Annotated in this window: 11 protein-coding genes; 7 read left to right on the plus strand and 4 right to left on the minus strand. The window is 62.4% G+C overall.

Annotated features, from left to right (window positions below; all coding sequences use genetic code 11):
- The first annotated feature begins 133 nt into the window (after positions 1-133).
- Together C4N04_RS02705 and zwf are read left to right on the plus strand one after the other, a co-directional pair.
- Positions 134-1,012 carry a LysR substrate-binding domain-containing protein gene (locus C4N04_RS02705; RefSeq protein WP_077994767.1) on the plus strand — a complete coding sequence of 293 codons (879 nt, stop codon included), beginning with the start codon at positions 134-136 and terminating at the stop codon, positions 1,010-1,012.
- Positions 1,013-1,180: 168 nt separating this feature from the next.
- A complete protein-coding gene (zwf, locus tag C4N04_RS02710) occupies positions 1,181-2,698 on the plus strand; it encodes a glucose-6-phosphate dehydrogenase (RefSeq protein WP_106795383.1) in 1,518 nt (505 codons plus the stop codon).
- 12 nt (positions 2,699-2,710) lie between these two features.
- Here zwf and C4N04_RS02715 read toward each other — a convergent pair whose 3' ends face one another.
- Both C4N04_RS02715 and C4N04_RS02720 read right to left on the minus strand, forming a co-directional pair.
- The gene (locus C4N04_RS02715) at positions 2,711-3,028 is read right to left on the minus strand and encodes a hypothetical protein (protein WP_039618611.1); all 318 of its coding nucleotides are present in this window, start codon (positions 3,026-3,028) and stop codon (positions 2,711-2,713) included.
- 132 nt (positions 3,029-3,160) lie between these two features.
- Complete coding sequence (locus C4N04_RS02720; protein ID WP_096765024.1) at positions 3,161-3,403, minus strand: hypothetical protein; 243 nt, start codon at positions 3,401-3,403, stop codon at positions 3,161-3,163.
- Positions 3,404-3,562: 159 nt separating this feature from the next.
- Between C4N04_RS02720 and C4N04_RS02725 the strand changes: the two genes are divergently transcribed.
- Positions 3,563-3,829, plus strand: a complete 267-nt coding sequence (locus C4N04_RS02725) for a type II toxin-antitoxin system ParD family antitoxin (RefSeq protein WP_106795384.1) — start codon at positions 3,563-3,565, stop codon at positions 3,827-3,829.
- Positions 3,830-3,831: 2 nt separating this feature from the next.
- The gene (locus C4N04_RS02730; protein ID WP_009993189.1) at positions 3,832-4,146 is read left to right on the plus strand and encodes a type II toxin-antitoxin system RelE/ParE family toxin; all 315 of its coding nucleotides are present in this window, start codon (positions 3,832-3,834) and stop codon (positions 4,144-4,146) included.
- Between the two features lie 44 nt (positions 4,147-4,190).
- Here the strand turns inward: C4N04_RS02730 and C4N04_RS02735 are convergent, their stop codons facing one another.
- Positions 4,191-4,583, minus strand: a complete 393-nt coding sequence (locus tag C4N04_RS02735; RefSeq protein WP_004679798.1) for a hypothetical protein — start codon at positions 4,581-4,583, stop codon at positions 4,191-4,193.
- A gap of 210 nt (positions 4,584-4,793) precedes the next feature.
- Here C4N04_RS02735 and C4N04_RS02740 point away from each other — a divergent pair, with 210 nt between their 5' ends.
- Both C4N04_RS02740 and C4N04_RS02745 read left to right on the plus strand, forming a co-directional pair.
- Entirely contained in the window at positions 4,794-6,347 is a 1,554-nt protein-coding gene (locus tag C4N04_RS02740) for a helicase HerA-like C-terminal domain-containing protein (protein WP_077994763.1), read from the plus strand.
- Between the two features lie 387 nt (positions 6,348-6,734).
- Positions 6,735-8,330: an ABC-F family ATP-binding cassette domain-containing protein gene (locus tag C4N04_RS02745; RefSeq protein WP_106795385.1), complete on the plus strand. Its 1,596-nt coding sequence runs from the start codon at positions 6,735-6,737 to the stop codon at positions 8,328-8,330.
- 699 nt (positions 8,331-9,029) lie between these two features.
- On the opposite strand, the gene C4N04_RS31740 is transcribed toward C4N04_RS02745, so the two are convergent.
- Positions 9,030-9,296 carry a hypothetical protein gene (locus tag C4N04_RS31740; RefSeq protein ID WP_164519009.1) on the minus strand — a complete coding sequence of 89 codons (267 nt, stop codon included), beginning with the start codon at positions 9,294-9,296 and terminating at the stop codon, positions 9,030-9,032.
- Positions 9,297-9,856: 560 nt separating this feature from the next.
- Between C4N04_RS31740 and C4N04_RS02760 the strand changes: the two genes are divergently transcribed.
- Complete coding sequence (locus C4N04_RS02760; RefSeq protein WP_096765022.1) at positions 9,857-11,383, plus strand: ABC-F family ATP-binding cassette domain-containing protein; 1,527 nt, start codon at positions 9,857-9,859, stop codon at positions 11,381-11,383.
- Positions 11,384-11,616: the final 233 nt, after the last annotated feature.

Raw genomic sequence — 11,616 nt, forward strand, 5'->3', positions numbered from 1 at the left:
CAAATCGGTCCTCGGCTGCAGCTTTGCCGCAGAGGCCGATGGCTTCTTTTAGTGATTGAACGGCAAGCTCGCTGGAAAATCAATTGATATTAATATACAGCTTCGTGCGAGTTTTTCTCACAGGTCATTGCTTATGTCCAGCCGTCTGCCGCCCCTCAACCCGCTACGCGCGTTTGAGGCAACCGCCCGCCATGGATCGGTTTCCGCGGCGGGCCGCGAGTTGAATGTCACCCACGGCGCGATCAGCCATCAGATACGCACATTAGAGGAATCGCTAGGCGTGCGCCTGTTTGAACGCGGCGGCAAATGGCTGAAGCTTACAAGCCAGGGCGCGTTGCTGATGCCGGTCGTTTCCAACGCATTTTCGGACATCGCAGCAGCGAAAGCCGCGATGACCCGGCCCTCGACCGGCGGCACGCTGCGCGTGACCTGTGTTGCGGCAGTACTGTCGCTGTGGCTTATCCCGCGGCTTCAGGAATTCACCGATCAATATCCCGACATCCAGCTCGACCTGCGCGCCTCGAACGAACCGAACAATCTGAACTCCCCGAATGTCGACCTGTGCATTCTCTACGGCAGCGGCAACTGGCCCAATTATTGGTCGCGCCTGTGGAGCCGGATGGAGCTCTTCCCTGTCGTCAGCCCGGCGCTCATGAACAGGCGTCCCCTGCGCTCCCCGCGCGACCTGCGTGACCATATGCTGCTGCACGCCGATCGCGGCAATGAGTGGAACACTTGGCTGACCGCCGCCGGCATTGCGCTGCCGGCGCGCCAGCACATGATGAGCGACGCGCGCCTATCGATCGAGGCGGCCATGCACGGCCACGGCGTTGCGCTCGGCGACAATATCACCACCGCGCACATGATCGCGCGGGGCGAGCTGATCGCGCCATTCGACCTTACGGTCCCGGCCAACGACGCGGTCTATGTGGCCTGCCGAACCGAGGCTCATGCGACGCCAATCGTGCGTGTCTTCATCGACTGGTTCTATGCTTCGCTCGTCCATAACTGAGCACTGATTGCTTGATCGAGAGCCATCCATGACATTGCCTCTTGCAGCCACCGGGGGTCTCGGCACCCCTGCTGCCCCGAAATGTCAAATGCCTGTTACCCCTCGCCGCCTATGTTGCGACGGAACCGGCAGGCTTTATAGTCGGACACAAAATCTCGGAGATGATACATGCACGCTGCCCCTACCCCGCCGGTCACCCTCGTCATCTTCGGCGCCACCGGCGATCTGACGCGCCGGCTGCTGGTGCCGGCGATCATCAATCTGACGCGCCAGCGCCTCGTCGGCGAGGATCTCCATATTCTCGGCATCGGCATCGAGCAGGGCGACGACGAATTCCTGCGCGGCCGGCTCGACGCATTCCTCAACCACCTCAACGGCGAGGAGCAGACGGTCAAGGACGAAGCCTGGGAGAGCCTGCGCCGGCGCATAAGCTACACATCGGGTGATTTCACCAAGGACGATATTTTCCTCGAGATCGGCAGGCGGCTGGGGCCCGATGCCAATGCCGCCTTCTATCTCGCGGTGCCGCCATCCTTCTTCGGCTCGATCGTCGAGAAGCTCGCCGCCCATGGCCTGACCGACGAGAAGGACGGCACCTTCCGCCGTGTCGCCATCGAGAAGCCGTTCGGCAACGATCTCGCCTCGGCACGGGCGCTCAACGCCCAGATCCTCGCCCAGATCGGCGAAAACCAGATCTACCGGCTCGACCATTTCCTCGGCAAGGAGACGGTGCAGAACCTGATGACGGCGCGTTTCGCCAATATGATCATCGAGTCTTTGTGGAACAGCCGCTATATCGACCATGTGCAGATCACCGCCGCCGAAATCGTCGATGTCGGCAGCCGCGGCAAATTCTACGATGCCACAGGCGCGTTGCGCGACATGGTGCCGAACCATCTTTTCCAGCTGCTGGCGATGATCGCCATGGAGCCGCCGAACAGCTTCGATGCCGAAGCGATCCGCAACGAGAAGAGCAAGGTGCTGAAGGCGCTGCGCATCTATACGCCCGAGGAAGCAAAAACGCATGGCGTGCGCGGCGCCTATAGGGCCGGGCCGCTGAACGGCGTCGAGCTTCCGGCCTATCGCGGCACCAAAGACGTTTCACCCGACAGCCGGACCGAGACCTATGTGGCGCTGAAGCTCTATGCCGATACCTGGCGCTGGGCGGGCGTGCCCTTCTATTTGAGAACCGGCAAGGCGCTGACGGCGCGCGACACCGAGATCGTCATCACCTTCCAGCCTGTGCCCTTCGCGCAGTTCCGCGAGACCGAAGTCAATCGCCGCCTGCCGCCGAACCGGCTGGTGATCCAGGTACAGCCCGACGAGGGCATGAGCATGGAAATCTCGATCAAGTCGCCGGGGCTTTCGGTCGATACCACGCCAGTCTCTCTCGACTTCCGCTACGCCGACAAGTTCGACATCGGCAAGACCACAGGCTATGAATCGCTGCTGTACGATCTCTTCATCGGCGACCAGACACTGTTCCAGCGCGCCGACGGCATCGAGGCCGGCTGGGCGGCGGTACAGCCCTTCCTCGACATCTGGAGCAAGGACCCGAGCACGCCCGAGGCTTACGCGCCGGGCAGCATGGGGCCGGCCTGCGGCGACGAACTCATCGAGCGCGACGGGCGAAAATGGCATGAACTCGGCGTCATCCTGCACAGAGAGGCGAAGAACGGCAAATAGCGCCCTTCCCTATTATCGACCTTCACGGCATGCGGGGCTGACGGAGGCACCGCTATTGCCACCTTCAGTGGCCAGCGCGCCGCGGGCCTTGCGCGGCGGGCAGCGCGCCCAGTCGACGCGGCCGCTCGGGGCGCCTTCGTCGATGCTGCCGGTTTCGATCGAATCGAGCGGGATGACCAGTCCGGTCTGCGTCTCGGCACCGGGCGACGTGCCGAGCGGCGGCGTGCCGTCGATCCGGCCGCTGGCATCCATGCCCATATTCGTCTGGGCGAGGACCGGGGCGGAGAGGCTGAGGAGAGCGATCGACGTTGCTGCAATAAACCTGCGCATGATGCTATTCCTTCTGGTGTCGGCGATGCGACAGAAACAGCGATTCTGCGTTCGTTGTTCCCTATGGGACGAGCACGAGCGATCAAAGTTTGGCGAGCAGAATATCGGCCGCGTACAGGCGTCTTCTCCGGCTCAATCGCGCCAGTTTGACAGCACTTTCTCCAGCCCTGTCGGATAGAGATCGATGCCGGCATCGCGCACCATGTTGCGGCCGAACCAGCGCGCCGTCGCCGCCGTCTCGTCGAGCTCGGAATAGCGGATTTCCTCACTGCGGCCGCCGTCATCCTCCACTTCCGCGGCGAGCAGCCGGTCTTGCCTCCATGCAAGGCCGATCACCTTCACCCTGATCTGCTGCGGTGGGCGCCAGACAGTCATGCGGCTATCCTTCTTTTCGACGGAAATCCCTACTTAACCGACAAAGGTTGCAAGGCAAGGGCGACCGGGAATTATCACGCGCGTATTCTTAGGCTAAGATTGATATCTATTGCCACAACGGAACGACTACCCCATACTGATGATAACGAAAGGAAAGCCATGCCCAACGTTGCGCTCGGAAGCCACTACGAGGAGTTTGTCAGGAAGCAGCTGGAATCCGGCCGCTACAACAACGCCAGCGAGGTCATCCGTGCAGGCCTACGGCTGTTGGAGGATCATGAGGCGGCCCGCGAGCGCTGGCTCAATGAGGAGATCCCGGCGCGCTACGACGAGCTGATGAACAAGCCGAGCCTTGGCATCCCGGCCGAGACGGTGCGCTCTCGCTTTGAAACCAAACGTCGGAATGATGCGGCGAAAGCCAAGTAGGGATGCCCTATCGCATTGTTTACCATCCCAAGGCAGAAGCAGAACTAGACAAGCTCTATGCCAATATCGCCGTTGAGGCCGGAACTTCTATCGCTGGCGACTTCGTTGACGCGGTGATCACCTTCATCGAAGCTCTGGCGACGTTTCCGGAACGGGGCACGGTGCGGGAAGGCCGGATCCCCGGCTTGCGGATTATCGGCTATCGGCGCAGTGTCAGTGTAGCGTTCTCGGTTAGTGGCGATAACGTCATCATACTGGGTGTGTTTGCGCGGGGACGTAATATTACCGACGAGATTCTGGAAGAGCGACAACGGTGAACCTCCGCGGCAAGGCCGCGAAGGCTTATTTTGGCGGTTGTCGCTCAGACGAACTGGCTGAGCCCCGGAACCGAAGCGACGACTTCGTCGACGACCTCTTCGCCGGCATATTGCTTGGCAATGGCAATGGTTTCCTTGGCAAGCGAGGTGATCTCGCCCATGCCGAGGCCTTCGCCCATCAGCTGCTGGCCGAGGCCCATGATGCCGCCGCCGCCGAGCGAGCTCATCAGCCCGCCGAGCAGGCCGCCGCCGCCGGCACCGGCGCCGTTGAACTGGGCGACGAGATCGGCGCCGCCGGGGATCGCTTCGATCATCCGCGCGACCGGGCCGTCGGCCGCCTCGCGCTGCAGGAAGCCGAGCATCATGCCGAGCGCCTTTTCGGCCAGGTCCGGCGCAATACCCACGCGATCGGCGATCTGGGTCACAATTTCATTCATGCTAGCCTCCTGTTTTTTGACGTTAACGTCAACGTTATTCGAAGTTCGAGCGCAACTCAAGCTGCGCTTTCAGCGGCGGTTCTGCTTTCCCCGCAAACAGTTGTCCGCATCCTTCCGCCTGCTTATAACAGGGAAACGATGGTTCGATGAAGGCGGTGGAAGCCCAAGCCTTCACAACAAATGGCGAAAGCGCCGAAGGGAGAGTTGCGGATGATCGAGGACGGCAAGATTTTCATCGGCGCGAGCCGCAATCCCGACGACAGCATCAACAAGCCGGAATATCTCGACCTGAAATTCGGCAACCGCCACGGCTTGGTGACGGGCGCCACCGGCACCGGCAAGACGGTGACGCTGCAGGTGCTGGCCGAAGGTTTTTCGCGGGCCGGCGTGCCGGTCTTTGCAGCCGACATCAAGGGCGATCTTTCCGGTATCGCCGCCAGGGGCGAGCCCAAGGATTTCCTCACCAAACGGGCCGAGCAGATCGGCTTTGCCGATTATGAATTCGATCAGTTTCCGGTGATTTTCTGGGATCTGTTCGGCGAAAAAGGCCATCGCGTGCGCACCACCGTCGCCGAGATGGGGCCGCTGCTGCTCGCCCGGCTGATGGATGCCTCCGAACCGCAGGAAGGCGTCATCAACATAGCCTTCAAGCTCGCCGATCAGGCCGGGCTGCCGCTGCTCGATCTCAAGGATTTCACCTCGCTGCTCAATTATATGGGCGAGAATGCCAGCGAGCTTTCCAGGCAGTACGGGCTGATCTCCAAGGCCTCCGTCGGCTCGATCCAGCGGGCGCTGCTCGTTCTCGAACAGCAGGGTGCGGAGCATTTCTTCGGCGAACCGGCGCTGAAGATCACCGACATCATGCGCACCAGCAATAGCGGCTATGGCCAGATCTCCGTGCTGGCCGCCGACAAGCTGATGATGAACCCGCGCCTTTACGCCACCTTCCTGCTCTGGCTGCTTTCGGAGCTGTTCGAGGAACTGCCGGAGGTCGGCGACCCCGATAAACCGAAACTCGTCTTCTTCTTCGACGAAGCGCATCTGCTCTTCAACGACGCGCCGAAGGTCTTGGTCGAACGCGTCGAGCAGGTGGTGCGGCTGATCCGCTCCAAGGGTGTCGGCGTCTATTTCGTGACGCAGAACCCGCTCGACGTGCCGGAAACGGTGCTCGCCCAGCTCGGCAACCGCGTCCAGCACGCGTTGCGCGCCTATTCGCCGCGTGAGCAGAAGGCGGTGAAGACGGCGGCCGAGACCTTCCGCCCGAACCCGGCCTTCGATTGCGCCACCGTCATCACCAATCTCGGCACCGGCGAAGCGCTGGTCTCGACGCTGGAAGCCAAGGGCGCACCGTCGATTGTCGAGCGCACCCTGATCCGACCGCCCTCCGGCCGCGTCGGCCCGCTGATCGACGGCGAGCGCCAGCAGGTGATGGACAAGAGCCCGGTTCTCGGCATCTATGACGAGGATCTCGACCGCGAATCCGCCTTCGAGATGCTGACGGCGCGCGCCAGGAAGGCGGCGGAAGCCGAGGCCGCCAAGCGGGCGCAGGAGGAAGCGGCCGATCAGCCCGGCACCACCTCCGGCTGGAGCCTGCCGGGCTTCGGCGGCGACGACAGCCGAGGCCGCGGCCAAGCCCGCGGCAGGTCCTCCGGTTACCAGCGCGAAACGGTGGTGGAAGCGGCGATGAAGAGCGTCGCCCGCACGGTGGCAACCCAGGTCGGCCGGGCTCTGGTGCGCGGGATCCTGGGGAGCTTGAAGCGGTAGGTCTGAGTCCCTTCTCCCCAGCGGGGGACCAACGGACGGGTTGAGACCCGCGGCTCAACCCAGGTACTGATGCCGGGAAGCAGATGAGGGGTAAGCGGCAGAGCCGCGAATGCGCTGAGCGCAAGCGAAGGGCAATGACTGGTGTGCCGTGCGGGCCCCTCATCCGACCCTTCGGATTACCGACCTGGGGTCGAGCCACAGGTCTCGACCCGGGGAGAAGAAGAAGCAAGATCGCTCTCTGCTGCCCAATTGGCTGCGTCGCCTTGAACCGAAAGCCTTCATTCCCTAAATTACCCGCCATCGATCATTTCAACAGGATGTGTGCCGCAATGGATTTCAACCCGATCGCAACGCCAGTTCGCCTTGCCAACGGGGAAGTCCATATCCATGCCTGCATCCATCACTCTCTCCCAAATTTCGTGGGCCACGCCTGACGGGCGGTCGCTTTTTTCCGATCTCGATCTCAGTTTCGGCAGGGACCGCAGCGGTCTTGTCGGACGCAACGGCGTCGGCAAGACGACGCTGCTGAAACTCGTCTCCGGCGATGTCCAGCCGAATTCCGGGTCGATATCGGTCAACGGCAGCCTCGGGGTGCTGCGTCAAAGCGTTCAGGTCGCAGCCGATGAAACCATCGCCAATCTCTTCGGCGTGACAGGGGCGCTCGAGCTTCTTCGTCGTGCCGAAGCCGGCGAGGCAACGGCCGACGAGCTGACCTCGGCGGACTGGACGCTTCCGGCGCGGATCGCAGCCGCGCTCAACCGGACGGGGCTCGACGCGGAGCCGCAGACGCCGCTTGCCGCACTTTCCGGCGGGCAGCGCACACGCGCCGCGCTTGCCGCGCTCATCTTCAGCGAGCCGGATTTCCTGCTGCTCGACGAACCCACAAACAATCTCGACCGCGAAGGCCGCGCAGCGGTGATCGCGCTGATTTCAAGCTGGCGGGCCGGCGCGGTCATCGTCAGCCATGACCGGGAATTGCTCGAAAGCGTCGACCAAATCGTCGAACTGACCTCGCTCGGCGCGACGCGCTACGGCGGCAACTGGAGCCATTACGGAGAGCGCAAGGCCCTCGAGCTTGCCGCCGCGCGACATGATCTTGCCGAAGCCGAAGGGCGCATGGCGGAGGTTGCCAGGAAGGCGCAGGCGAATGTCGAGCGTCAGGCACGCAGGGACAGCGCCGGGCGGAAGATGGCAGCCAAGGGCGGCATTCCGCGCATCATGCTCGGCGGCATGAAGGAGCGGAGCGAAACCACCGGCGGCGACAATACGCGCCTTGCCGAACGACGGCGCACCCAGGCCTTTGAAGAGGCAAGGGCGGCGCGCGAGAAGATCGAGATCCTGCAGCCTCTGTCGGTGAGCTTGCCGACGACCGGGCTGCCGGCCAGCAAGATCGTGCTGAAGATCGACGGCGTGACGGCAGGTTACCGGCCGGACGATCCCGTCATCGACAATCTCTCCTTCGACGTGACGGGGCCGGAACGCATCGCCATCACCGGGCCGAACGGCTCGGGCAAGACGACGCTGCTCGCGCTGATCACCGGCGAGCTGGAAGCCTGGGCCGGCACGGTCGCGGTGATGACCGGTTTCGCGATGCTCGACCAGAAGGTCAGCCTGCTCGATCCGTCGGCTTCGATTCGTGACAATTTCCGCCGGATCAATCCGCAAGCCGATGAAAACACCTGCCGGGCCGCGCTTGCCCGCTTCATGTTCCGGGCCGATGCTGCATTGCAGAGGGTTTCGACCCTCAGCGGCGGCCAATTGCTGCGCGCCGGCCTTGCCTGCACGCTCGGCGCCGCGCCGCCGCCGCTGCTGATCCTCGACGAGCCGACCAACCACCTGGACATCGACTCGATAGCAGCGGTCGAGGCGGGTCTCAGCGCCTATGACGGGGCGCTGCTCGTCGTCAGCCATGACGCAACGTTTCTCGAAAACATCGGCATAACGCGGCGGCTTGAATTGTGCGGCGGCGATGCGGGCGGCTGATTTCAGGAGAGCAGCAGCGCCCTCCACCACCGGCACCTCCCATTCCCTGCCCGCCTATAAGAGCGCGGCCTCCCCCAACCGAGGCCCGAGAGGGCGTAGCCTCGAAGCACGCCGCAGCATTGCTTCCTGCATCCTCAATCTCGATTGCTCCACTAGCCCGTTTCGCCGGAAAAGGCTTCATGTCGCCTATTCGAGAGCGATGCCATACTTGCAATACATAACGCATTCAACCTATTGATAGCCACCGCGGCGGCTTGGGGGGGAAGGGTCATGACTATGGAAGAGGCGATCGGGCATCGCGCAGCCCAAAAGTGGAGCCTTTGGAGAAGCGCCAATATTGGCATGGCGTTAGCGCTGTCATTTTGTTACTTCAGGTCGCGAACGGTCGAGGCTTTGTACTCGCAAACTACGCCCACACTCGGAGTGCGGAAACGATTAGCGCTTTAGGTGGACAGGCTCTCGCCGCACCACTACTATTTGTTGTGATTGCAGCCATACGAAATCTTTTCAAAAGGGGACAAGCTAAGCCGAACGCAAGTGCCATTCGGGGGCAATCACCTTCGCGGCGCTCTTTGTCACAATTTTCGTCGGCCTTTTACCTACGGAGAGTTTGTGTTCTCTCGCGACGAAGCAATTGGTGGCGAAGCTCGACAATCATTCATAGCTGACGCCCAATTTGCGTGCGTTCAGAAGCAGGCCTCACTCAACCAAGCTATTACCCAGCAGCAAATCCAAACCTATTGCTCCTGCATGACCGAGAAGATGGCTGACGCCACGACGTACAAACAATTGGGCACTGAACTGGCTGCCAAAGACCTCGCGGACCTGCAGCAAAAGGTTGTAGCAATAAGTAACCTTTGCCGCCAATGACTTCTGAAGGGCGCAATGCTGGTGCAGATATGGTGAGCCATTGCGATGCTTCTGATAACGATGGCGCTCCTGATTCTCGACGAGTCGACCGACCATCTCGACATCGACTCGATATCAGCGGTCGAATGACGGGGCGCTCATCGTCGTCAGCCAGGACGAGATGTTTCTGCAAAACATCGGCATAACGCGGTGGGGAGAGCAGCAGCGCCCTCCACCACCGGCACCTTTCATTCCCAAACAGGCTGTGAGAGCGCGGCCCCCTCCAACCTCCCCCATGCTGAGGTGCGAAGCCCACGGGGCGTAGCCTCGAAGCATGCCACAATATTGCTTCCTGCACTCCTCGGACGCGGCCTCCCTTGCCTCATTTTGTTGGCAATGGTATTTCCATTCTGCAACCCTTTCGAGAAAGGAGGATCACGCCATGCAGTATTATTTCCGGTTTAATCGCCAGCGTGGTCCCGTCGACGCCCTGCAAATGCGTTTGCAGGGCTGACCAGAGACCGTTCCCGACATCTCTTCCTGGTCTGCCCTTCGTGGCCAATGCGGCGCCGTCTCCAAGCTGCGCGCGCATTTCTGTAACGTCCCGGTGAAAGGCGCAATTCCGTGATGGCTGATGCCCCGGATGCCGCGCTCCCGGTCAAGACCAGAGAACGATCATGACCCTTATCAATATCCGCAATCTCGGCGTGACGCTGGGCAATCCGCTATTTTCCAAGCTCAACCTCGTCGTCAATGCCGGCGACCGCATCGGTCTCGTCGCCGCCAATGGGCGGGGGAAATCGACGCTGCTCGCCTGCCTTACCGGCGCGCTCGAACCGAGCGAGGGCGAAATCACCAGAGCGCGCGGGCTGACCGTCGGCCATGTGTCGCAGAATGTGCCGGCCGCCCTCTTCGACACGCCATTCCAGGATGCGGTGCTGCAGGCTCTGCCGGCCGATCAGGCCGAAAGCGAGAGCTGGCGCGTCGACATCGTGCTGGAATCGCTGGAGGTGCCGGAGGCCATGCGCGGCCGGCCACTGAAGCAGTTGAGCGGCGGCTGGCAGCGGCTTGCGATGCTGGCCCGCGCCTGGGTGAGCGAACCCGACGTGCTGCTGCTCGACGAGCCGACCAACCATCTCGATCTCGAAAAGATCGCGCAGCTGGAGGGCTGGCTGAATGCTCTGCCGCGCGACGTGCCGGTGATCCTGTCCAGCCATGACCGCGCCTTTCTCGATGCGACGACCAACCGGACGCTGTTCCTGCGGCCGGAGCAATCGCCGGTCTTTGCGCTTCCCTATTCCAGGGCGCGCGCCGCCCTCGACGAGGCCGATGCCGCCGAAGCGCGGCGCTACGAGCGCGATATGAAGACGGCGGAACAGCTGCGCAAGCAGGCCGCCAAGCTCAACAATATCGGCATCAATTCCGGCAGCGACCTGCTCGTCGTCAAGACGAAGCAGCTGAAACAGCGGGCGGAGAAGCTGGAGGATGCGGCAAAACCGGCGCACCTGGAGCGCTCGGCCGGCGCCATCCGGCTTGCCAACCGCGGCACGCATGCCAAGGTGCTGGTGACGCTGGAGGATGCAGCGGTGACGACGCCGGATGGAACGCTGCTCTTCAGGACCGGCCGGCAATTCATCTGCCAGGATGACCGCATCGTGCTCCTCGGCCTCAACGGCGCCGGCAAGTCGCGGCTGGTCTCGATGCTGAGACAGGCGATCGAAAGGCCGGAGACGGCGCCAAGCGGGATCAAGGCGACGCCGTCGCTCGTTCTCGGCTATGGCGACCAGGCGCTTGCCGATCTTGCCGACGGCGATACGCCGATCGGCACGATCATCCGCCGCTTCGATGTCGGCGACCACAGGGCGCGCGCCCTGCTGGCCGGCGCCGGCATGACGATCGACATGCAGACAAAACCGATCGGCCAGCTCTCCGGCGGCCAGAAGGCACGGCTCGGCATGTTGGTGCTGCGGTTGACGGAACCGAACTTCTATCTGCTCGACGAGCCCACCAATCACCTCGACATCGAGGGACAGGAAGCGCTCGAAAGCGAGCTGATGGCGCATGAGGCGAGCTGCCTGCTGGTATCGCACGACCGCAGTTTCGTGCGGGCGGTGGGCAACCGCTTCTGGCTGATCGAGAAGAAGCGGCTGGTGGAAGTGGAGAGCCCGGAAGGGTTTTTTGCTTCGGTGGCGAGTGGCGGTTGAGCGTGTACCGTGCCGCCCCCTTGTATCTGCACGTTAGTAATTTCGTGCGATGGAAGCGATTGAGCCTCTGGCCGGGTGGCCACCCGGCCAGAGGCTTGACGAAGTCGCCCGTCCCCCCTCCGGTTACAACCGTGGATGAGCCTGGGATCTTCGTCATCGTCACGTACGACCGAATAGTCGCTTGGCTCCAATCGCACGCACAAGGCAGGTTACCGTGAACAGAATTATATGTG

The organism is Rhizobium sp. H4 (assembly GCF_003013335.1).
Lineage (GTDB): Bacteria > Pseudomonadota > Alphaproteobacteria > Rhizobiales > Rhizobiaceae > Rhizobium > Rhizobium sophoriradicis.

Coding starts and splice junctions, on each gene's coding strand:
- C4N04_RS02740 (WP_077994763.1), top strand. CDS start 4,794: ATGATCGAGGACGGCAAGATTTTCATCGGCGCGAGCCGCAATCCCGAC.
- C4N04_RS02715 (WP_039618611.1), bottom strand. CDS start 3,028: ATGCGCAGGTTTATTGCAGCAACGTCGATCGCTCTCCTCAGCCTCTCC.
- zwf (WP_106795383.1), top strand. CDS start 1,181: ATGCACGCTGCCCCTACCCCGCCGGTCACCCTCGTCATCTTCGGCGCC.
- C4N04_RS02735 (WP_004679798.1), bottom strand. CDS start 4,583: ATGAATGAAATTGTGACCCAGATCGCCGATCGCGTGGGTATTGCGCCG.
- C4N04_RS02745 (WP_106795385.1), top strand. CDS start 6,735: ATGCCTGCATCCATCACTCTCTCCCAAATTTCGTGGGCCACGCCTGAC.
- C4N04_RS02725 (WP_106795384.1), top strand. CDS start 3,563: ATGCCCAACGTTGCGCTCGGAAGCCACTACGAGGAGTTTGTCAGGAAG.
- C4N04_RS31740 (WP_164519009.1), bottom strand. CDS start 9,296: ATGGTCGGTCGACTCGTCGAGAATCAGGAGCGCCATCGTTATCAGAAG.
- C4N04_RS02720 (WP_096765024.1), bottom strand. CDS start 3,403: ATGACTGTCTGGCGCCCACCGCAGCAGATCAGGGTGAAGGTGATCGGC.
- C4N04_RS02705 (WP_077994767.1), top strand. CDS start 134: ATGTCCAGCCGTCTGCCGCCCCTCAACCCGCTACGCGCGTTTGAGGCA.
- C4N04_RS02730 (WP_009993189.1), top strand. CDS start 3,832: ATGCCCTATCGCATTGTTTACCATCCCAAGGCAGAAGCAGAACTAGAC.
- C4N04_RS02760 (WP_096765022.1), top strand. CDS start 9,857: ATGACCCTTATCAATATCCGCAATCTCGGCGTGACGCTGGGCAATCCG.